The organism is Pseudomonas sp. HR1 (genome assembly GCF_030175875.1).
GTDB classification, from domain to species: Bacteria; Pseudomonadota; Gammaproteobacteria; order Pseudomonadales; family Pseudomonadaceae; genus Chryseomonas; species Chryseomonas oryzihabitans.
In genome coordinates, this window is the sequence record NZ_JASNRF010000003.1 from 571,328 (window position 1) to 590,454 (window position 19,127).

The window sequence follows — 19,127 nt, forward strand, 5'->3', positions numbered from 1 at the left end:
GGTAATGCCAATGCCGAACGCCCGAGCGGCGGCTTCCTGTGCGGGATTCGGCTGCGACCAGAGCGCGCAGCACGGCAGCCGGCGCTCAGCGGATGCGGTTATCGGCAGCCGCCTCAGGCGGCCATGGCCGCGCAGGCGTCGGCGCAGGCCTCACAGGCCCGGGCGCAGGCCTGGCAGTGCTCGGCCTTGTGCTTGCCGCATTCGGCGGCGCAGGCACGGCAGGTGGCCAGGCACAGGGCGCAGGCTTCGGCGATGCGGTCGCTGCCGCGCTGCATGAAGGTGGCGGCCAGGCGGCAGGCGTCGGCGCAATCGCGATCCAGACGGACGCAGTCACGCATCATGTCCAGATTGGCTTCGCCCAGGCAGGCGCTGGCGCAGGTTTCGCAGGCGGCGGCGCAATCGAGGCAGGCCTTGATGCAGGCGGCGAGGGTGGCATCGTTCATCCGGTAGCTCCTGGCGGTGGGTGTCTAGGGTGGACCCGTCCGCGCGACGCCGAGTTCGGGCGGCGCCATCGATTGACGCTCTCCCGGCTAGTCCGTACCCTGCGCCCTTGCACGTGGTGCCCCGCCTGGAGCGGGGTGAAACAGGGAAGCCGGTCGAGCCGGCGCTGCCCCCGCAACGGTAGTTGAGCAGTAGCTGCGCGATGCCCACTGGCCCTGGCCGGGAAGGGGCGCAGCGGATGCCCTTAGGGCATCGGCTCACCAGCCCGGAGACCGGCCACGCTTGCGTTCATCTCGGCGATGCGGAGGGCGTCGCGCGGCGTCGCCCCCTGCCTCGCGCGGGCGGCGTCTCTGCCCGTTTCTCCGCCGCGCCCGCACCCGGAGAACCGCCCATGACCGACATCCCCGATTCGACCAGCCCCGAGCGCGACGAGCGCCACCGCGCGCGCATGGTGCGCAAGAAGGCGGTGATCGACGCCCGCATCGCCGAAGCCCAGGACGAACGCGGCCTGCTGCTGGTGCATACCGGCATCGGCAAGGGCAAGAGCAGCTCCGCCTTCGGCATGGCGGCGCGCGCCCTCGGCCACGGCATGAAGGTGGGCGTGGTGCAGTTCATCAAGGGCCGCCGCGATACCGGCGAGCAACTCTTCTTCAAGCGGTTCCCGGACGAGGTGCGCTACCACGTCATGGGCGAGGGCTTCACCTGGGACACCCAGGACCGGGCCCGCGACCTGCAGTCGGCGGCCGCGGCCTGGGCGGTGGCGGTGGAGCTCCTGCGCAATCCGGCCATCGGCCTGGTGCTGCTGGACGAACTCAACATCGCCTTCAAGCATGGCTATCTGGAGGTCGACCAGGTGCTGGCCGACCTGGCCGGGCGTCCGGCTCATCAGCACGTGGTGGTGACCGGCCGCGGTGCGCCACAGGCATTGGTCGAGGCCGCCGACACCGTGACCGACATGAGTCTGGTCAAGCACGCCTTCCAGGCCGGCGTCCGCGCCCAGCAGGGCATCGAATGGTAGGCGAGACGCGGCATTGCCCGGCGCTGCTGATCGCCGCCCCGGCCTCGGGTCAAGGCAAGACCAGCGTCACCGCCGCCCTGGCCCGGTTGCATGCCCGCCAGGGGCGGCGGGTAAGGGTGTTCAAGTGCGGCCCGGACTTTCTCGATCCGATGATCCTGGCCCGCGCCAGCGGCGCGCCGGTCTATCAGCTCGATCTGTGGATGATCGGCGAGGCCGAGAGCCGGCGCCTGCTGTGGGAAGCGGCGGGGGAGGCGGATCTCATCCTCATCGAAGGCGTCATGGGGCTATTCGACGGCCAGCCCTCGGCCGCCGACCTGGCCGAGCGCTTTGGCGTACCGGTGCTGGGCGTGATCGACGCCGCCGGACTGGCGCAGACCTTTGGCGCCCTGGCCTATGGCCTCGCCCATTACCGGCCGAGTCTGCCCTTCGCCGGGGTGCTGGCCAACCGCAGCGGCAGTCCGCGGCAGACCCAGCTGATCCGCGGCAGCCTGCCGGCTGGCATGACCTTCTTTGGCAGTCTGCCGCGCGATGCCGGCATCGAATTGCCCAGTCGTCACCTGGGGCTGATCCAGGCCGATGAGGTCACCGACCTGGATCGCCGTCTGGACATGGCGGCCGATGCCCTGGGCGCCAGTTCCGACATCGAATTGCCGCCGCCGGTGGCCTTCGCCGCGCCGGAGCCGACCGCGGTCGAGCCACTGCTGGCCGGAGTGCGGATTGGCGTGGCCCGGGACGCGGCGCTGGCCTTCATCTACCAGGCCAACCTGGATCTCTTGCGCGCCCTGGGCGCCGAGTTGCAGTTCTTTTCCGTGCTGGCCGACACGACGCTGCCGGCGGTGGACAGCCTCTATCTGCCGGGCGGCTATCCCGAGCTGCACCTGCAGACGCTGTCCAACAACCTGGGCATGCGCGCGGCCATCCGCGCCCATCATGCGGCGGGCAAGCCGATCCTCGCCGAGTGCGGCGGCATGCTCTATCTGCTCGACGAACTGACCGACAAGGCCGGCGAATCCGCCAGCCTGCTCGGACTGCTGCCGGGCAGCGCGCGGATGCAGGCGCGACTCACGGCCCTGGCCCTGCAGTCGGTGGATTTCGCGCAGGGCACCCTGCGCGGCCACACCTATCACCACTCCGCCCTGGAGTCACCCGAGACGCCCTGGGCGCGCGGGCTGTGCCCCAACGGCAAGGCGGTGGCCGAGGCGGTCTACCGAGACGGTCGCCTCACCGCCAGCTATATTCACTTCTACATGCCGTCGGCACCCGCCGCGGCCGCCGCGATGCTCAAGCCGTGACCACGACCCCCTATACCCCCGCCGAACAAGCCGCCGTCTACCGAGCCATCGCCGAGCGCCGCGACATGCGCCATTTCTGCGGTGGCGAGGTGCCTCCCGAACAACTGGCCCGTCTGCTGGGCGCTGCGCACCAGGCGCCCAGCGTCGGGCTGATGCAGCCCTGGCGCTTCCTGCGCATCAGCGATCCGGCCCTGCGCCAGCGCCTGCACGAACTGGTGGAAGAAGAGCGCTGCGCCACCGCCGAGGCCCTTGGCGAGCGCAGTGACGACTTCATGAAGCTCAAGGTGCAGGGCATCCTCGACTGCGCCGAGGTGCTGGTGGCGGCGCTCATGGACGGCCGCGAAGCCCACGTCTTCGGCCGCCGTACCCTGCCGGAGATGGACCTCGCCTCGCTGTCCTGCGCCATCCAGAATCTCTGGCTGGCGGCCCGCTGCGAAGGCCTGGGCATGGGCTGGGTGTCGCTGTTCGAACCGGAAGCCGTGCGCAGCCTGCTGGAGATGCCGGAAGGCGCCCAGCCGGCGGCCATCCTCTGCCTGGGGCCGGTGGAAGCCTTCTACCCGCGGCCCATGCTGGAAGAGGAGGGCTGGCGCCAGGGGCGGCCGCTGGAGGAACTGGTCTTCGAGAACCGCTGGGGCCAGAAGCCATGATGCTGGCCTTCGCGGTCGTCGGCGGCATGCTGCTCGACCTGCTGCTCGGCGAACCCCGCCGCGCCCACCCCCTGGTCCTGTTCGGCCGCCTGGCCGATAGCCTAGAGGCCCGCTTCAATCCCGGCGGGCGCGGCTGGCGAAGCCATGGCGTGATGGCCTGGAGCCTGGCCGTGCTGCCCTGGGTGCTGCTCACCGCCTTGCTCTGCCAGATCGGCTGGCTGGCCTGGATCATCCAGCCCCTGGCGCTGTATCTGGCCGTGGGACTGCGCAGCCTGGGCGAGCACGCCGAGCCGGTGGCGCGCGCCCTGCAACGCAACAACCTGCCCGAGGCGCGGCGTCGGGTCGGCTATCTGGTCAGTCGCGAAACCAGCGAGCTGGACGAGACCGCCGTGGCCCGCGCCGCCACCGAATCGGTGCTGGAGAATGGCAGCGATGCCGTCTTCGCCGCGCTGTTCTGGTTCGCCCTGCTCGGCGCACCCGGCGTGGTGCTCTATCGCCTGGCCAATACCCTGGATGCCATGTGGGGCTATCGCACGCCGCGCCTGGAGCGTTTCGGCTGGGCCGCGGCGCGGCTGGACGATGTCCTCAACTATATCCCTGCGCGCCTGGTGGCCCTGACCTATGCCGGCCTCGGCCGTTTCTGGAGCGCCATCGAAAGCTGGCGGACCCAGGCGCCGCTGTGGGACAGCCCCAACGCCGGCCCGGTGATGGCGGCCGGTGCCGGTGCCCTGGGCGTGAGCCTGGGCGGTCCGGCCCGCTACCACGGCGAGTGGCACGAGCGCCCGGTGCTGGGCCGTGGTCCGGCGCCGACCTTCCTGGCCATCACCCGCGCCCTGAAGTTGGTCCGCCGTGGCGCCTGGTTGTGGACTGCCTTGATCGCCCTGGGAGGGTTGTTGCTTGCTTGAGCATGGCGGTCGCCTGAGGCGCGCGGCGCGCACCTACGACATTCCCCTGGGCGACTGGCTGGACCTGTCCACCGGCCTGGCCCCCTGGCCCTGGCCGCTGCCGGAGATTCCCGCCAGCGCCTGGGCACGGCTGCCCGAGCCCGACGACGGCCTGGTGGAAGCCGCCTGCGCCTGCTACCGGGCCAGCGCGGCACTGCCGGTGGCCGGCTCCCAGGCCGCCATCCAGGCGCTGCCGACCCTGCGTCCAGCCGCGCGGGTCGCGGTGCTGGCGCCCTGTTATGCCGAGCATGCCCTGGCCTGGCGTCGCGCCGGGCACGAGGTGCTGGAGTGGGACGAGACAGGCATCGCGACTCATCTCGACCAGCTGGACGTGGTGGTGGTGGTCAATCCCAACAACCCCACCGGCGAGCGCCTGTCGCCCGCCCGGCTGCTGGACTGGCACGCCCGGCTCGAACGCCGGGGTGGCTGGCTGGTGGTGGACGAGGCCTTCATGGATCCCACCCCGGGGGCAAGCCTTGCACCCTTCAGCGATCTGCCCGGCCTGATCGTGCTGCGCTCCTTTGGCAAGTTCTTCGGACTGGCCGGGCTGCGCCTGGGCTTCGTGCTGGCGGCGCCGAGCCTGCTGGCGCGCCTGGACGAGCAGCTGGGGCCCTGGACGGTGAACGGCCCCAGTCGTTATCTCGCCCGGCAACTGCTGGCCGATCAGTCGGGCCAGCAGCGTCAGCGCGAGGCATTGCTCGAGGCCGGCGAGCGCCTGGCCGCGGTGCTCGCCCGTCACGCCCTGATGCCCAGCGGCAGCTGCGCCCTCTTTCAATTGCTGCAGCGCCCGGATGTCGCGGATCTGCACGAACACCTGGCCCGCCAGGCCATCCTGACCCGTCTGTTTCCCGCGCTTGGCGCCCTGAGATTCGGTCTGCCCGGCGACGAGGCCGGCTGGCAGCGCCTGGACCAGGGCCTCGCCAGCTACCGGAGTCCCCTATGAGTACGCTGATGGTGCAGGGCACGACCTCCGACGCCGGCAAAAGCACCCTGGTGGCCGCCCTGTGCCGCTGGCTCTATCGCCAGGGCGTGGCCGTGGTGCCCTTCAAGCCGCAGAACATGGCGCTCAACAGCGCCGTGACCGCCGATGGCGGCGAGATCGGCCGCGCCCAGGCGGTCCAGGCCCAGGCCTGTGGCCTGGCGCCCCATACCGACATGAATCCGGTGCTGCTCAAGCCCAATACCGATGTCGGCGCCCAGGTGATCATCCATGGTCGCGCCGTCACCAGCATGGATGCTAAGGCCTATCACGCCTACAAGCCGGTGGCGCGGGAAGCGGTGCTGGCCTCCCATGCGCGGCTGGCCGAGCGCTATCAGGTGGTGCTGGTGGAAGGCGCCGGTTCGCCGGCCGAGATCAACCTGCGCCAGGGCGACATCGCCAACATGGGCTTCGCCGAGGCGGTGGACTGCCCGGTGCTGCTGGTGGCGGACATCGACCGCGGCGGCGTCTTCGCCCATCTGGTCGGCACCCTGGACCTGCTCGAACCCAGCGAACAGGCGCGCGTCGCCGGCTTCATCATCAATCGCTTCCGCGGCGACCTGGCCCTGCTGCAACCCGGGCTGGACTGGCTCGAAGCCCGTACCGGCAAGCCGGTGTTCGGTGTGCTGCCCTATCTGCACGACCTGCACCTGGAAGCCGAGGATCGCCTGGCCACCGGCCAGGTCGCCAAGCAGGGACCGCGCCTGCGGGTGGCGGTGCCGGTGATGCCGCGGCTGAGCAACCACACCGATTTCGATCCCCTGCGCCTGCATCCCCAGGTGGAATTGCTGTTTGTCCGCCAGGGCGAGGAATTGCCCGCTGCCGACCTGATCATCCTCGGCGGCTCCAAGAGCGTGCGCGGCGACCTGGCCTTCCTGCGCGCCCAGGGCTGGGACATGGCCATCGCCCGTCACCTGAGATACGGGGGACGGGTGCTGGGCATCTGCGGCGGCTTCCAGATGCTTGGCGAGCGGATCGCCGATCCCCTCGGGCTGGAAGGCGCACCGGGTGACAGCGCCGGTCTGGGCCTGTTGGCCATGACCACCGAACTGGCGGCGGAAAAGCAGCTGCGCAACGTGCAGGGCTGGCTGAACGACGGCAATGCCGAGGTGGCCGGCTACGAGATCCATGCCGGCGTCAGCCAGGGCCCGGCCCTGGAGCGCCCGGTACTGCGCTTCGCCGATGGCCGCGTCGACGGCAGCCTCAGCGCCGACGGCCAGGTGCTGGGCACCTACCTGCACGGCCTGTTCGAGTCGCCAGCCGCCAGCGTCGCCTTGCTGCGCTGGGCCGGCCTGGCCGAGCCGCGGCAGCTGGACTACCACGCCCTGCGCGAACGGGATCTGGAGCGCCTGGCCGATCTGGTCGAACACCACCTGGACACCGGGCGCCTGCGCGCCCTCTGCGAGCTCTAGATGCGTGAATTCATCCTCGGTGGCGCGCGCTCCGGCAAGAGCGCCCTGGCCGAGCGCCTGGCCGCCGAGTCCGGCCTTGCCGTCACCTATATCGCCACTGCCGGTGGCAGCGATGCCGAGCTGGCGCGGCGCATCGAGCGCCATGCCGCCCGCCGGCCGGCGCACTGGGCGCTGGTGGAAGAACCCCTGGCGCTGGCCGAACGCCTGGCGGCCCTGGCGGCGCCGGAGCGCTGCCTGCTGGTGGACTGCCTGACCCTCTGGCTGACCAATCTGCTCCTGCTCGACGATCCCCAGCGCCTCGATCGTGCCTGCGCGGAGCTGCTCGAGCTCGTGCCGCAGTTGCCCGGTCACCTCATCTTCGTCAGCAACGAGACCGGCCTGGGCGTCGTCCCGCTGGGCGAGCTGACCCGCCGTTACGTCGATGCCGCTGGCGAATTGCACCAGGCCCTGGCCGCGCGCTGCGAGCGCGTGGTGCTGACCGTCGCCGGTCTCCCCCTGACCCTCAAAGGAACCCCGCTATGAGCATGCCCTGGTGGCAAGGACCCTGCCGCCAACCCGATACCGCTGCGGCCGAAGCCGCACGCCAGCGGCAGACGGTATTGACCAAGCCGAGCGGTTCGCTCGGTGATCTGGAAGTGCTGGCCATCCAGTTGGCGGCCCTGCAGGGCACGCCGCGGCCGCTGCTGCAGCGCACCGCCATCGCGGTCTTCGCCGGTGATCACGGGGTGGTGGAAGAGGGCGTCTCGGCCTATCCGCAGTCGGTGACCGCCGAGATGGTGCGCAACTTCGTCTGCGGCGGGGCAGCCATCAGCGTGCTCGCCCGGCAACTGGATGCTGCTCTGGAAGTCATCAACCTGGGCACCGTCACGCCCCTGGAAGCCCTGCCCGGCGTCATCGACCTGCCCCTGGGGCGCGGTACCGCCAACTTCACCCTGACCCCGGCCATGACCCATGACCAGTGCCAGGCGGCGCTGCTGGCCGGTCGCGACGCCGTCCTGCGCGCCTGTGCCGGCGGCGCCGACCTGTTCATCGGTGGCGAGATGGGCATCGGCAACACCACCGCCGCCAGCGCCATTGCCAGCGTGCTGCTGGATACCTCGCCGCTGGCCCTGGCCGGCCCCGGGACCGGGCTGGACGCCGATGGCGTGGCGCGCAAGGTGGCGGTCATCCAGCGCGCCCTGTTGCGCCATGGCGACGCCCTGGAGGATCCCTACGAACTGCTGCGCCGCCTGGGCGGCTTCGAGCTGGCCGCCCTGACCGGTGCCTATATGGCCTGCGCCCAGCAGGGCCTGCCGACCCTGGTCGACGGCTTCATCTGCTCGGTGGCAGCCCTCTGCGCCCAGCACCTGCAACCCGATACCCGCGACTGGCTGCTGTTCGCCCACTGTGGCGCCGAGCCCGGCCACGCCGCAGTGCTGCTGGCGCTGGGCGGCGAACCCCTGCTGGATCTCGGCCTGCGCCTGGGCGAAGGCAGCGGCGCGGCCCTGGCCGTGCCGCTGCTGCAGCTGTCCTGCCGCCTGCACAGCGAGATGGCGACCTTCGCCGAAGCCAGCGTCTCCAGTCGCGCCCATGACTGACTGCTGGCTGCTGCGCCATGGCGTCACCGAAGGCCCCGAAGGCTTTCGCGGACGCCTCGATCCGCCGCTGGCGGAACACGGCTGGGCGCAGTTGCGCGCCGCCGTCGCCCCGCAGCCGCCTTTCGAGCTGATCCTGACGTCGCCGCAGCAACGTTGCGCGCGCTTCGCCGAGTGGCTGGCGGCGGAGCAGGGCGCCGAGCTGGCGGTGGAAGCCGATCTGCGCGAACTGGATTTCGGCGCCTGGGAAGGCCGTAACGCCGCCGAACTCATGCAGGACCAGGCAGAGGCCCTGGGTCGCTTCTGGGCCGATCCCTATGCCTACACCCCGCCCGGGGGCGAACCCGTGGCGGCCTTCGCCACGCGGGTCCTGGGCGCGGTGGCCCGCTGGCGGCCACGGCTGCAGGGCCGGCGCAGTCTGATCGTCACCCACGGCGGCGTCATCCGCCTGCTGCTGGCCCGCCAGCGGGGGCTGCCACCCAAGGACCTGCTGCAGGTCGAGGCGCCCTACGCGACCCTGCGGCCGGTGACGCTGGAGGAGGGCTGATGCCGCTGCCGCTGCTGATCGCCGTGCAGTTTCTGACCCGTCTGCCGGTGCGCCTGCCCGGCATGCCGCCCGCCGCGGCCGTCGGCCGCTCGGTGCTCTGGTATCCGGCGGTGGGCCTGCTGCTGGGGGCGCTGCTCAGTCTGATCGCCTGGCTGGGGGCGTCGGGCGGTGTCTTGCTGCAGGCGGCCCTGGTGCTGGCCGGCTGGGTGGTCCTCACCGGCGGCCTGCATCTGGACGGCCTGGCCGACACGGCGGATGCCTGGATCGGCGGCTACGGTGACCGCGAGCGGACCCTGGCCATCATGAAGGATCCGGCCTGCGGCCCCATGGGCGTGCTGGCGCTGCTGCTGACCCTGCTGCTCAAGTGGAGCGCCCTGGTGGTGCTTCTGCCCCACGCGCCAGCCGCGCTGTGGCTGGCGCCACTGGCCGGTCGCCTGGCATTGCCCTGGCTGTTGCTGACCACCGCCTATGTGCGCCCTGGCGGTCTGGGCGAGCTGCTCAGTCGTCACCTGCCGCGGAAGGTCCTGGTCCGGGTGCTGTTGCTGGGGGCTCTGGGCATGGTCCTGCTACCCCAGGGCCTGACCGCGCTGCTGGTGACCGCCGGGATCGCGCTGCTGGTGCGTCGCGCCCTGCGCCAGCGGCTTGGCGGTACCACGGGCGATACCGCGGGCGCCCTGCTGGAGATCGTCGAAGCCGGGGTGCTGGTCGCGCTGGCCCTAACGCTGGGCTGAAAAATCGGCCCAAGCGTGAGATACCCGGGATTTTGCGATCTCCGTCCTTGAACGACCCGGGTTAACGGGTTAATAAGGCGCCTGGTTGCGCGCCCAGCGAAGCCACCTCGGCACGTGCGGATCCAGAGGGAGTCGTCGTCAGCTGGACAAGGAGCCCCAATGACCGATGCGCCTCACAGCGCCGCCTCGCCCCGGGAAGTCGCCCCCGCGTCGCGGCTCCGCCTCAAGCCTCGCAGCCTGTTCGCCAAGTTCTTTCTGGCGTTCATCCTGGTGGACGCCCTGGGTACCCTGCTGTTCACCCTGCACAGCTATCGCCAGGCGCGCGACGCCAGCAGCCAGAGCATCGACTATCGCCTGATGAGCGCGGCCCTGGCGCTGCCGGAGATCCTCGGCGAAGACTATCTCGCCCAGTTGCAGGACCCGGCCAAGGCGGACCCGGAGCGCTACCAGCGGACGCTTGTCACCCTGGATCGCTATGCCCGCAAGGCCGGACTGGCCTCGCTCTATGCCTTCGTCAAGGAAGGGTCAGACTTTCGCTTCATCATGGATTCGGCCAACGAGGAGGAAATCCGCGTCGGCTACTTCGGCGACTATCGCCAGCTCTACGATCAGGCACCCCCGGAACTCGGTGCGGTGTTTGCCGATCATCAACCGCGTTTCGCGGAGTACCAGGATAACTTTGGCAGTTTCCGTTCCCTGTTCCTGGCCATTCCAGGGCAGGACGGGCAAGCAGTCGTCATAGGGGCGGACATGTTCATGGAAGGAATAGCAGCGGCGGAGCAGTCGGCTCTGCTGGATTCGCTGCTCATAGGGGCGATCATCTTCGCGATGGGCGCCCTGGTCAGCCGGATTCTGGCTGGCGCGCTCAATCGCTATCTGGCCCGTCTCGGGCAGGCCACCGAACGCATCGCCGACGGTGACTATCAGCTAGGGCTCAAGGAAGGCCGTGATCCGGTCGGCCGGCTGGGCCGCGCCATGAACCAAATGGGCGCCGCCCTGGCCGCGCGCGAGCGGCGCATCAGCCAGCTGGCCTTTCGCGACATGCTCACCCGCCTGCCCAATCAGGTGCGGCTGGTGCTGGAAATCCGCCAGCGCATCGAGCGCGCCGCGGCCGGACGCTTCGCCGTGCTGCTGCTGGACGTGGCCAACTTCCGCAACATCAACGAATTGCTCGGCCAGGAAGGCGGCGACAAGATCCTGCGCCACCTGGCCCGCCGGCTGCGGGTCGCGGCGCCGGAAGAGAATGGCGTGGCGCGGATCGGCGCCGATACCTTCGTCCTCTTGCTGCCCTGGTTCGACGACGCCTCGGCAGAAGCGGCGCTGCTGTCGCTGCGCAACCTGGTGGAGAAGCCCTTCGTCAGCGGCAACCAGCGGGTGTCCCTGCGCATCACCTTTGGCATCGCCTGCTACCCAGAGCATGGCGGCAGCGCCGAAGCCCTGCTGGCCAACGCCGAGACCGCGCTGCAGGACGCGCGCCGGCGCCAGCTGCCCTTCGCCTTCCATGATCCGGACCAGGAGCGTCAGCGGCAGCTCGGCATCGCCATGCTCGACGCCCTGGACCTGGCCGTGGACCACGATCAGCTGCGGCTCTATCTGCAACCCAAGATCGCGCTGCCCGACGGCCGCGTCGAGGGCGCCGAGGTGCTGATCCGCTGGCAGCATCCGGAACTGGGCCTGCTCAAGCCGGACGCCTTCGTCGGCATCGCCGAACAGAGTCGCAAGATCTGCGACATCACCCTCTGGGTGCTGGAGCGCTGCATGCGCCTGCAACGGGAGCGGCAGCTGGGCGCCCTCAAGCTCAACGTCAATCTGTCGCTGCTGGACCTCGAGCACCCGGCCTTCATCGCCCGCATCGGCCGGCTGCTGGACGAGACCGGCGCCATGGCCGCCGGCTTCTGCCTGGAAATCACCGAATCCCGCGCCATGAGCAATCCGGTGCAGGTGCTCGACTGCCTGCGCCAGCTCAAGGCCATGGGTTTCGAATTGTCGCTGGACGACTTCGGCGCCGGGCATTCCTCGCTGGCCTGCCTGAGCAGCTTTCCCATCGACGAGCTGAAGATCGACCGCCAGTTCATCGAGCACTGCCAGCTGCCCGGGGACCAGGAGGTGATCAGGCTGCTGGTCCAGCTGGGCCAGTTGCGTGGCCTGCGGGTGGTGGCCGAAGGCGTGGAAACCCGCCAGGCCCTGGAGGTGCTCACCGATCTGGGCTGCGACCAGATCCAGGGCCAACTGGTGGCCGGTGCCCTGTCGCTGGACGACTTCCAGCGCTGGTACGCCGAGCAGGAACAGGGCCTCTGGGCGCTCAGGGCTTAGCCTGATACCAGTTTCAGCCGTCGCTGCAGGTAGCCGTAGCTCGATCGATAGCCTGAAAAGCACGAAACCGCCTAGCGGCGGCTTCGCTAGCGGACCCTGATGCTTAGAAGCGGTAGGTCAGCTGGGCACCCAGACCGTGGGCGCTGTTGTCGTACTTGGCGCTGTAACCGCCACGCAGGGCATCGGGCGCGCGGTTGACCTTGACATTGTCTTCCCATAGGTAGGCGTAGGCCACGTCGATGGTCATCTCCTTGGTCGGGGACCAGCCCGCGCCCAGGGAGAAGGTTTTGCGATCACCCACTGGGACGCGCACGTTGCGGTCGGCGTTGTCCACCGGCGAGGGGTCGAGCGCCATACCGGCGCGCAGTACCCACTGCGGATTCAGCTGGTAGGCCGCGCCCACAGCGTAGGACCAGGTGTCCTTCCAATTAAATTCCTCGGTGACCTCGCCCAGGCGATTACCGATGGGAGCCGGCAGGGTAGGGGTGCCTTCGTTCTCAACTGTGATGGCCTGCAGACGGCTCCAGCGGGTCCAGGTGGCACCGGCATAGAGGGTCCAGTCGTTGTTCATCCGATAGGTAAAAGAGGCGTCGGTGCTTTCCGGCAGGGTTAGGTTCAGACTGCCATCGTATTTGCCGTTGAGGCGACCGAGCAGGGCGTTAAAGGTCGGGTTGGCACTACCAGCGCCACTGACCTCGGTATGGCCCTTGAGCTTGTAACTGACCTTGGAGTGGTAGGTCAGGCCGAAGGTAAGGTCGTCGGTAAGGTCAGCCAGGACGCCGACGTTGTAGCCATAGGCTGTGTCGTCGCCGTCGATCTTGACCTGGGCGTCGCCGCCGCCAAAGGCACCCGCGGTCAAGTTGCTGTTGAGCTTACCTTCGATGCGGTTGATGGTCGGACCGAAGCCGATGGAGACCTTGTCGGTGATCTTGTAGCTGACGGTGGGCTGGATGGTGATGACTTCCACCTTGCTCGCCTGACCCTGGTAGCGACCCTGGAAGGCGTGCTCGTAGTTGCTGATCAGCGCATAGGGGACATACACACCCAGGCCGAAGTGCAGGCGGTCATCCACCGGGGTCACGAAGTAGCCGAAGGGCACCACCGAGTTGGGCACCATGTCGCCATCGTTACTACCAGGTACCTGCGCGCCACTGGCGTAGCGGGCGTTTACGTCTTTGATGTCTACCTTGGCGTGGATATAGGCGCCGCCCAGGGACACCTCGCGACCCAGGCGCGACATGCCGGCCGGGTTGCCATAGATGGTGGAGGCGTCCTGCGCGGAGGAAGAGCGTCCGGCGAAGGAAGTACCCATCCCGCTGACACTTTGTTCGTTGATAGCCAGACCGTTCGCCAGGGCATAGCCGGAAGCGCTCGAAACGGCCAATGCAAGTAGGGTCAGTTTTATTGTTTTCATGCTCTTGCAGCTCCATTGAAAGGCGAGAAGCGCTTACCTCCGCGGATTCCCAAGTCCGAGTGAGTACCTGCGCACACTCAGCTTTTAGCAGGCCCTGCTTGCGAATACAAAAAAAACTATTCGGTCACGTTTGGTTCGGGGCGGTCAGCCGGCGTTCATCCGACGAACCCGCCTGGAAAGGCGCTGAATGCCATGCGTTCCGGTACCGGAAAGGCGGGTCGAGCGGCACCGAAGATCGTGCCAGGGTGGCTTATACTGTCGGCTCATCTGTTCGGAGTGCGCCCTTGACTTCTGCCCCTCACTGGATCCGCGACGACGCGGCGCTGGCCGCCCTCTGCGCGCGCTGCCAGACCTTGCCCTTCATCGCCCTCGACACCGAATTCATGCGGGTCGACACCTTCTATCCCAAGGCCGGCCTGATCCAGATCGGCGACGGCGAACAGGCCTACCTGGTCGATCCCCTGTGCATCGGCGACTGGACACCCTTCGCCGCGCTGCTGGAGGACCCGGCCGTGGTCAAGGTGCTGCACGCCTGCAGCGAAGACCTGGAAGTGCTGTTGCGCCTGACCGGCAGCCTGCCCCAGCCGCTGTACGACACCCAACTGGCGGCGGCCTATCTGGGCCTGGCGCATTCCATGGGGTATTCGCGGCTGGTCGCCGAAGTGCTCAAGATCGACATCCCCAAGGACGAGACCCGCTCCGACTGGCTGCAACGCCCCCTGACGCCGCTGCAGGAGCGTTATGCGGCGGCCGACGTGACCTATCTGGTCGACGTCTACCTCTATCTCGATGCGCGGCTGGATGACCAGCGGCGGGCCTGGCTGCTGGAGGATGGCGCCGAGCTGGTGGCCAATCTGCGCCGCGTCAGCGATCCCTGGGAAGCCTATCGCGACGTCAAGCTGGCCTGGCGCCTGTCGCGTCAGCAACTGGCGGTGCTGCGGGTGCTCTGCCACTGGCGCGAGGTCCAGGCCCGCGAGCGCGACCAGCCGCGCAACCATGTCCTGCGCGAACGCTCGCTGTGGCCGCTGGCGCGTTTCCAGCCCACCGACAAGCAGGCCCTCGCGCGCATCGACGACATGCACCCGCGTACCGTGCGCCAGGATGGCGATACCCTGCTGGCGCTGATCGCCGAAGGCGCGGCCACCCCAGCCGAGCAATGGCCGGCGCTGCAGTCCGAGCCCTTGCCTCACGAGGCGTCGCCGCTGCTCAAGGCCCTGCGCGCCATCGGCGAACGGGATGCCGAGGCCCTGGGCATGGCGCCGGAACTGATGCTGCGCAAGAAGGTGCTCGAAGCCCTGCTGCGCACCGGCTGGCCGGATGGCGACTATCAGTTGCCCGACAACCTGCGGGGCTGGCGTCGCGAGCGCTTCGGCCTGGCCCTTCTCGATCACCTGCAGGCGCAGCGCACCCCGCCGGCGCCCCTGGAAGACACCCCATGAAATTGCTGTGCTCCATCTACCGAAGCCCGCGCAAGCCGGAAATGTACCTGTATGTCGACAAGCTCAAGGGCCTGACACCTGTCCCCGAGGGCCTGCTCACGGCCTTCGGCCCGCCGGCACTGGCCTTCGAATTCGTGCTGACCCCCGAGCGCAAACTGGCACGAGAAGACGTCGCCAAGGTCCTCGAGAACATCGCCAAGCAGGGCTACCACCTGCAGATGCCTCCGCCGGAGCTGGAGCGCGACGACTACATCGAGCACCTGCCCGAAGAGTTGCTGCGTCTCAACGATCCGCTATGACCGCCGTCCTGCTGCTGGAAGACGCGCCGGCCGGCTATGTCGATGCCTGGCGCCAGCTGGCGCCGGAGCTGGACCTGCAGGTGCCGGCGGACCCGGCCGCGGCCGTGCGTCTGGCGCAGCAACCGTGCTACTGGCTCGGCCAACCCGATCGCGCTGCGGCCCTGCTGCGCCAGGGCGTCAAGCCGCTCTGGCTGCAATCCACCTGGGCCGGCTATGCGCCGCTGCTGGCCGCGGAGCTGCCATGCGACTATCGCTTCAGCCGGGCGGTGGGTCTGTTCGGTCAGAGCATCGGCGAATACGTCCTGACCTATCTGCTGCAGCATGAGCGCCAGGTGGCGACGCGTCAGCTCAGTCAGCGGGAAGGACGCTGGGATACCCGGGCGCCAGGCACCCTCGCCGGACGGCGCCTGTTGCTGGTCGGGGCAGGGGACATCGGCCAGGACATCGCCCGCCTGTTCGCGCCGTTCGGCATGAGCCTCACCGGCGTCGCCCGCAGTGCGCGGACCCTGCCTGGCTTTGCGCGGGTGGTGCCGCTCTCAGAGCTGCACCAGGCGGCGCGGGAGGCCGATTTCGTGGTCAATCTGCTGCCGGACAGCGCCAGCACCCGCGATCTCTACGACGCGGCCTTCTTCGCCGCCGTGCCTGCTGGCGCCTTGTTCATCAATGCCGGACGCGGCACCAGCGTGGTGGATGCCGATCTGATCGCCGCGCTGGAAAGCGGCCACCTAGCTGGCGCGGTGCTGGACGTGTTCCGTCAGGAGCCGCTGCCGATCGAGCATCCCTTCTGGCAGACGCCCAATCTGCACCTCACCGCCCATGTCGCCGGACCCACGCCACCGGCGGCGGCCGTCCGGTTGTTCCTCGACAATCTCCAGCGCCTGCAACAGGGGCAGCCCCTGCGCGGCGCCGTCGAGCTCGCCGCTCAGCCGAAGGTATAGGGGCCGGCCACCGCCAGCTCCTCGACCGTCAGGCGTGGGCTGGGCAGCTCGCGCCCCTGCAGGGACTCCGGCAGGCTGGCCTTGTCGCCCAGCTTGCCAATGGCCACCGCCAGCTCGACCTTGAACGCCGCCGGCACCTTGAGTTCGCGCTGAATGCCTTCGCGGTCGATCCCGGCCATGCCGTGGGCGTGCCAGCCGGCATTGGTCGCCTGCAGCGCGAGGTAGGCCCAGGCCGCACCTGCATCGAAGCTGTGGCTGGGGAAGGGGACCTCCTCACCGCTGCTGGCACGCAGCAGGGTGGTCTTCGACAGGATGATCACCAGGGCCGAGGCGTGTTGCGCCCAGCCACGATTGAATTCGGCCAGCAGACTCAGGAACAGCTCCCAGTGGGCATCGCCACGCCGTGCATAGAGAAAGCGCCAGGGCTGGGCATTGAAGGCGGAGGGCGCCCAGCGCGCGGCCTCGATGAAGCCGAGCAGCGTCTCTTCCTCGATGGCGACCGGTTCGAAGGCGCGCGGCGACCAGCGCTGCACGAATTGCGCGTCGACGGGGTATTGCGGAGTACGGCTGGTGCTGGTCATGGCTTCACCACGGAGGAAAGGGAATCCGGCACGGTAATCCGGCCGGGCGGAGTCGACAAGGGCGCGAACGGTGCTTGGCGCTCGCGGCGTGCGGCACTAGACTGCGCGCCCCCTCTCTTTGCCACGATCCCCGCCATGGCCGCCATCACCCAGCCGTTCTGGAAGCGCAAGACCCTCGACCAGCTCGATGCCCAGGAATGGGAGTCGCTGTGCGACGGCTGTGGCCTGTGCTGCCTGCAGAAACTCGAAGACGAGGACGATGGCGCCGTCTACTACACGCGCATCGCCTGCAAGCTGCTGGATCTCAAGACCTGCCAGTGCAGCCGCTACGCCGAGCGCACCCGCTTCGTCCCCGACTGCATCCAGCTCACTCCCGCCCAGGCCGACCAGTTCGCCTGGCTGCCGCCCACCTGTGGCTATCGCCTGGTGGCCGAAGGCAAGGACCTGCCGGAATGGCACCCGCTGATCTGCGACGACCCCGAGGCGGTGCACAAGGCCGGCATCTCCCAGTCCGGCCGCATGCTGAGCGAGACCCAGGTCGCCGAAGACGACTGGGAAGACTATCTGATCTTTCGCGCGGGCTGATCCCGGCCTCAGACCACCGCCGGGCTGTTCCGTAACGGCGTCGTAAGACCCGCCGCCCGATGGCAGCGGACCTCCGCCAACCTGCCTGGCAACAGCGCCTGAGGGTGCTCGCAACCGGTACCCGCCTGGGGACAGCGATCCCGAAAAAAGCAGCCGCTCGGCAGCACCCGGTTGCCCGGCAACTCGGTACGTTGCGCGGCGGCATCGCCGGTGAGCGGCTGATCCAGGCGCGGCACTGCCTCCAGCAAGAGCCGGGTATAGGGATGACTCGGGTGTTCCAGCACCTCAGCCGCCGCCCCCAGTTCGACGATCTGCCCCAGGTACATGACTGCCACCCGGTCGGCCAGATGGCGTACCACCGAGACGTTATGGGAGATCAGCACGAAGGTCAGGCCGCGTTCCCGTTGCAGCTGGGCCAGCAGGTTGAGGATCTGTGCCTGCACCGAGATGTCCAGCGCAGAGGTGGGTTCGTCGAGGATGATGATGTCCGGATCCGACGACAGCGCCCGGGCGATGGCGATGCGCTGGCGCTGACCGCCGGAGAACTGGTGCGGGTAGCGATCCAGGTATTCGGGACGGATACCGACCTGTAGCGCCAGGCGCTCGGCCAGGGCGCGCAATTCGGCAGAGGAGCTGCGACCCCGCACCACCAGCGGTTCGGTGATCAGCTTCCATACCGGCAGGCGCGGGTCCAGCGAGGACTGCGGGTCCTGGAAGACGATCTGGATGTTGCGTTCGCCACGGGCGGCGCCGGCGAGGGTGCCGCTCACCGGCGCCACCAGCCCCATCAGGACCTGGGCCAGGGTGCTCTTGCCGCAGCCGGATTCACCGAGCACGCCCAGCGTTTCGCCGGGAAAGAGCCGTAGGTCGATGCCGTTGAGGGCATGGGCCTGGCCCTTGGTGCGCCCGAGCCAGTCGCGGCCCACCGGATAGCGAACCTCGATGCCCTTGAGCTCCAGCAAGGGTACGGCGGGCGGAGAAAGGGTGTTCATGCCGGGGCGTCCTCTGCCTGCAGCCAGCAGGCGCTCAGGTGATCGGGGGTGTCCGTCGGCAGCAGCGCAGGGCGTGTCTCGCAGCGCTCATGGCGCCGGCTGCAACGCTCCTTGAAGCTGCAGCCACCAGGCAGCTGGGCCAGGTTGGGCACCTGTCCGGGGATGCTGGCCAGATCGCTGCCCGGCACCGCCTTTTCCGGAAGGCAGGCCAGTAGGCCTTGGGTATAGGGATGCCGGGGGGCCTGCATGACCGCCGCGGTGGCTCCCTGTTCGACGATGCCGCCGGCGTACATCACATAGACGCGGTCGCAGAATTGCGAGACCAGCGCCATGTCGTGGGTGATCAGCAGGATGGCGGTGCCCCGCGCCCGCGCCTTCTCGCGCAGCAGGAGCAGTACCTGGCGCTGCACCGTGACGTCCAGCGCAGTGGTCGGCTCATCGGCGATCAGCAGCTGCGGATCGCAGGAGAAGGCCAGGGCGATCATGATGCGCTGGCGCATGCCGCCGGACAGTTCGAAGGGATAGCGTTCGAGGATCTGCTCGGGGTCGGCGATGTGCATGTCCTTGAGCAACTCGATCGCCCTGGCGCGGGCCTGGGCGGCATCCAGCGCGGTATGGCGACGGATCACGTCCAGCAGCTGGCGACCGATGCGTCGCGTCGGATTGAGCGCGGTCATCGGCTCCTGGAAGATCATCGCCGCCTCGCGGCCGCGAACTTCCATCAGCTGGCGCTCGCTCAAGGCGAGCATGTCGTGGCCCACCAGGTTGACGCTGCCGCCGGTGACCCGGTAGCTGCCGGGGGGCAACAGGCCAAGGGTGAGCATGGCGGTGACCGACTTGCCCGAGCCGGACTCGCCCACCACGCCGACGATCTCGCCGGGGGCCACACTCAGGCTGACGCCGTTAAGCGCCTTGGCGCTGCTGCGAAAGCCGGGAAATTCCAGATTCAACTGGTCGATGTGCAGAACGGGCTGGCCCATG

At 68.9% G+C, this 19,127-nt stretch carries 20 protein-coding genes and 1 riboswitch; of the genes, 15 read left to right on the forward strand and 5 right to left on the reverse strand.

Annotated elements, in window-relative coordinates:
- Nucleotides 1–113 precede the first annotated feature (113 nt).
- Nucleotides 114–443, reverse strand: a complete 330-nt coding sequence (locus tag QKY98_RS14035; RefSeq protein WP_077172171.1) for a four-helix bundle copper-binding protein — start codon at nt 441–443, stop codon at nt 114–116.
- Between the two features lie 97 nt (nt 444–540).
- A riboswitch (cobalamin riboswitch) is annotated at nt 541–736 on the forward strand.
- Between the two features lie 96 nt (nt 737–832).
- On the opposite strand from QKY98_RS14035, the gene cobO reads away from it, so the two are divergent.
- From cobO to QKY98_RS14090, 11 genes are all read left to right on the forward strand, one after another.
- On the forward strand, nt 833–1,459 hold the full coding sequence (gene cobO, locus QKY98_RS14040) for a cob(I)yrinic acid a,c-diamide adenosyltransferase (protein ID WP_284671087.1): 627 nt from the start codon (nt 833–835) through the stop codon (nt 1,457–1,459).
- A complete protein-coding gene (locus QKY98_RS14045) occupies nt 1,453–2,751 on the forward strand; it encodes a cobyrinic acid a,c-diamide synthase CobB (RefSeq protein WP_027602690.1) in 1,299 nt (432 codons plus the stop codon). The genes cobO and QKY98_RS14045 overlap by 7 nt, the downstream gene beginning before the upstream one ends.
- A complete protein-coding gene (gene bluB / locus QKY98_RS14050) occupies nt 2,748–3,398 on the forward strand; it encodes a 5,6-dimethylbenzimidazole synthase (protein WP_027602691.1) in 651 nt (216 codons plus the stop codon). The genes QKY98_RS14045 and bluB overlap by 4 nt, the downstream gene beginning before the upstream one ends.
- Nucleotides 3,395–4,303 (forward strand): adenosylcobinamide-phosphate synthase CbiB, encoded by a 909-nt coding sequence (cbiB, locus tag QKY98_RS14055; protein WP_027596930.1) that lies wholly within the window; start codon nt 3,395–3,397, stop codon nt 4,301–4,303. The genes bluB and cbiB overlap by 4 nt, the downstream gene beginning before the upstream one ends.
- On the forward strand, nt 4,296–5,285 hold the full coding sequence (cobD, locus tag QKY98_RS14060) for a threonine-phosphate decarboxylase CobD (protein WP_284671088.1): 990 nt from the start codon (nt 4,296–4,298) through the stop codon (nt 5,283–5,285). Before cbiB ends, cobD begins: the two co-directional genes overlap by 8 nt.
- The gene (locus QKY98_RS14065) at nt 5,282–6,733 is read left to right on the forward strand and encodes a cobyric acid synthase (RefSeq protein ID WP_284671089.1); all 1,452 of its coding nucleotides are present in this window, start codon (nt 5,282–5,284) and stop codon (nt 6,731–6,733) included. The genes cobD and QKY98_RS14065 overlap by 4 nt, the downstream gene beginning before the upstream one ends.
- On the forward strand, nt 6,734–7,255 hold the full coding sequence (cobU, locus tag QKY98_RS14070) for a bifunctional adenosylcobinamide kinase/adenosylcobinamide-phosphate guanylyltransferase (protein ID WP_044342406.1): 522 nt from the start codon (nt 6,734–6,736) through the stop codon (nt 7,253–7,255).
- Entirely contained in the window at nt 7,252–8,310 is a 1,059-nt protein-coding gene (cobT, locus tag QKY98_RS14075) for a nicotinate-nucleotide--dimethylbenzimidazole phosphoribosyltransferase (RefSeq protein WP_027596926.1), read from the forward strand. Before cobU ends, cobT begins: the two co-directional genes overlap by 4 nt.
- A complete protein-coding gene (locus QKY98_RS14080) occupies nt 8,303–8,854 on the forward strand; it encodes a histidine phosphatase family protein (protein ID WP_284671090.1) in 552 nt (183 codons plus the stop codon). The genes cobT and QKY98_RS14080 overlap by 8 nt, the downstream gene beginning before the upstream one ends.
- Nucleotides 8,854–9,585 carry an adenosylcobinamide-GDP ribazoletransferase gene (locus QKY98_RS14085; protein ID WP_278387450.1) on the forward strand — a complete coding sequence of 244 codons (732 nt, stop codon included), beginning with the start codon at nt 8,854–8,856 and terminating at the stop codon, nt 9,583–9,585. The genes QKY98_RS14080 and QKY98_RS14085 overlap by 1 nt, the downstream gene beginning before the upstream one ends.
- Before the next feature lie 159 nt (nt 9,586–9,744).
- On the forward strand, nt 9,745–11,898 hold the full coding sequence (locus QKY98_RS14090; protein ID WP_284671091.1) for a putative bifunctional diguanylate cyclase/phosphodiesterase: 2,154 nt from the start codon (nt 9,745–9,747) through the stop codon (nt 11,896–11,898).
- A gap of 103 nt (nt 11,899–12,001) precedes the next feature.
- Here the strand turns inward: QKY98_RS14090 and QKY98_RS14095 are convergent, their stop codons facing one another.
- Nucleotides 12,002–13,312 (reverse strand): OmpP1/FadL family transporter, encoded by a 1,311-nt coding sequence (locus tag QKY98_RS14095; RefSeq protein WP_115946052.1) that lies wholly within the window; start codon nt 13,310–13,312, stop codon nt 12,002–12,004.
- 284 nt (nt 13,313–13,596) lie between these two features.
- Here QKY98_RS14095 and rnd point away from each other — a divergent pair, with 284 nt between their 5' ends.
- From rnd to QKY98_RS14110, 3 genes are read left to right on the forward strand one after another with little or no spacing between them, the layout of a single operon-like run.
- The gene (gene rnd / locus QKY98_RS14100) at nt 13,597–14,751 is read left to right on the forward strand and encodes a ribonuclease D (protein ID WP_284671092.1); all 1,155 of its coding nucleotides are present in this window, start codon (nt 13,597–13,599) and stop codon (nt 14,749–14,751) included.
- The gene (locus tag QKY98_RS14105; RefSeq protein ID WP_027596918.1) at nt 14,748–15,050 is read left to right on the forward strand and encodes a YcgL domain-containing protein; all 303 of its coding nucleotides are present in this window, start codon (nt 14,748–14,750) and stop codon (nt 15,048–15,050) included. Before rnd ends, QKY98_RS14105 begins: the two co-directional genes overlap by 4 nt.
- Entirely contained in the window at nt 15,047–15,988 is a 942-nt protein-coding gene (locus tag QKY98_RS14110) for a D-2-hydroxyacid dehydrogenase (protein WP_284671093.1), read from the forward strand. Before QKY98_RS14105 ends, QKY98_RS14110 begins: the two co-directional genes overlap by 4 nt.
- Here the strand turns inward: QKY98_RS14110 and QKY98_RS14115 are convergent.
- Complete coding sequence (locus QKY98_RS14115; protein ID WP_027596916.1) at nt 15,973–16,569, reverse strand: nitroreductase family protein; 597 nt, start codon at nt 16,567–16,569, stop codon at nt 15,973–15,975. The two genes, QKY98_RS14110 and QKY98_RS14115, sit on opposite strands and share 16 nt — an antisense overlap.
- 135 nt (nt 16,570–16,704) lie before the next feature.
- Here QKY98_RS14115 and QKY98_RS14120 point away from each other — a divergent pair, with 135 nt between their 5' ends.
- The gene (locus QKY98_RS14120) at nt 16,705–17,154 is read left to right on the forward strand and encodes a YcgN family cysteine cluster protein (RefSeq protein ID WP_007159211.1); all 450 of its coding nucleotides are present in this window, start codon (nt 16,705–16,707) and stop codon (nt 17,152–17,154) included.
- Nucleotides 17,155–17,162: 8 nt separating this feature from the next.
- On the opposite strand, the gene QKY98_RS14125 is transcribed toward QKY98_RS14120, so the two are convergent.
- Together QKY98_RS14125 and QKY98_RS14130 are read right to left on the reverse strand one after the other, a co-directional pair.
- Nucleotides 17,163–18,146, reverse strand: coding sequence for an oligopeptide/dipeptide ABC transporter ATP-binding protein (locus QKY98_RS14125; RefSeq protein ID WP_108581368.1), 984 nt, complete (start codon nt 18,144–18,146; stop codon nt 17,163–17,165).
- Nucleotides 18,143–19,126, reverse strand: coding sequence for an ABC transporter ATP-binding protein (locus QKY98_RS14130; RefSeq protein WP_044342414.1), 984 nt, complete (start codon nt 19,124–19,126; stop codon nt 18,143–18,145). Before QKY98_RS14130 ends, QKY98_RS14125 begins: the two co-directional genes overlap by 4 nt.
- Nucleotide 19,127 lies beyond the last annotated feature (1 nt).

Bases quoted from the DNA above. Each gene is read 5' to 3' on its own strand.
- QKY98_RS14035 (WP_077172171.1), bottom strand. From the start codon at position 443: ATGAACGATGCCACCCTCGCCGCCTGCATCAAGGCCTGCCTCGATTGC.
- cobO (WP_284671087.1), top strand. From the start codon at position 833: ATGACCGACATCCCCGATTCGACCAGCCCCGAGCGCGACGAGCGCCAC.
- QKY98_RS14045 (WP_027602690.1), top strand. From the start codon at position 1,453: ATGGTAGGCGAGACGCGGCATTGCCCGGCGCTGCTGATCGCCGCCCCG.
- cbiB (WP_027596930.1), top strand. From the start codon at position 3,395: ATGATGCTGGCCTTCGCGGTCGTCGGCGGCATGCTGCTCGACCTGCTG.
- QKY98_RS14065 (WP_284671089.1), top strand. From the start codon at position 5,282: ATGAGTACGCTGATGGTGCAGGGCACGACCTCCGACGCCGGCAAAAGC.
- cobU (WP_044342406.1), top strand. From the start codon at position 6,734: ATGCGTGAATTCATCCTCGGTGGCGCGCGCTCCGGCAAGAGCGCCCTG.
- cobT (WP_027596926.1), top strand. From the start codon at position 7,252: ATGAGCATGCCCTGGTGGCAAGGACCCTGCCGCCAACCCGATACCGCT.
- QKY98_RS14080 (WP_284671090.1), top strand. From the start codon at position 8,303: ATGACTGACTGCTGGCTGCTGCGCCATGGCGTCACCGAAGGCCCCGAA.
- QKY98_RS14085 (WP_278387450.1), top strand. From the start codon at position 8,854: ATGCCGCTGCCGCTGCTGATCGCCGTGCAGTTTCTGACCCGTCTGCCG.
- QKY98_RS14090 (WP_284671091.1), top strand. From the start codon at position 9,745: ATGACCGATGCGCCTCACAGCGCCGCCTCGCCCCGGGAAGTCGCCCCC.
- QKY98_RS14095 (WP_115946052.1), bottom strand. From the start codon at position 13,312: ATGAAAACAATAAAACTGACCCTACTTGCATTGGCCGTTTCGAGCGCT.
- QKY98_RS14105 (WP_027596918.1), top strand. From the start codon at position 14,748: ATGAAATTGCTGTGCTCCATCTACCGAAGCCCGCGCAAGCCGGAAATG.
- QKY98_RS14110 (WP_284671093.1), top strand. From the start codon at position 15,047: ATGACCGCCGTCCTGCTGCTGGAAGACGCGCCGGCCGGCTATGTCGAT.
- QKY98_RS14115 (WP_027596916.1), bottom strand. From the start codon at position 16,569: ATGACCAGCACCAGCCGTACTCCGCAATACCCCGTCGACGCGCAATTC.
- QKY98_RS14120 (WP_007159211.1), top strand. From the start codon at position 16,705: ATGGCCGCCATCACCCAGCCGTTCTGGAAGCGCAAGACCCTCGACCAG.
- QKY98_RS14125 (WP_108581368.1), bottom strand. From the start codon at position 18,146: ATGAACACCCTTTCTCCGCCCGCCGTACCCTTGCTGGAGCTCAAGGGC.
- QKY98_RS14130 (WP_044342414.1), bottom strand. From the start codon at position 19,126: ATGGGCCAGCCCGTTCTGCACATCGACCAGTTGAATCTGGAATTTCCC.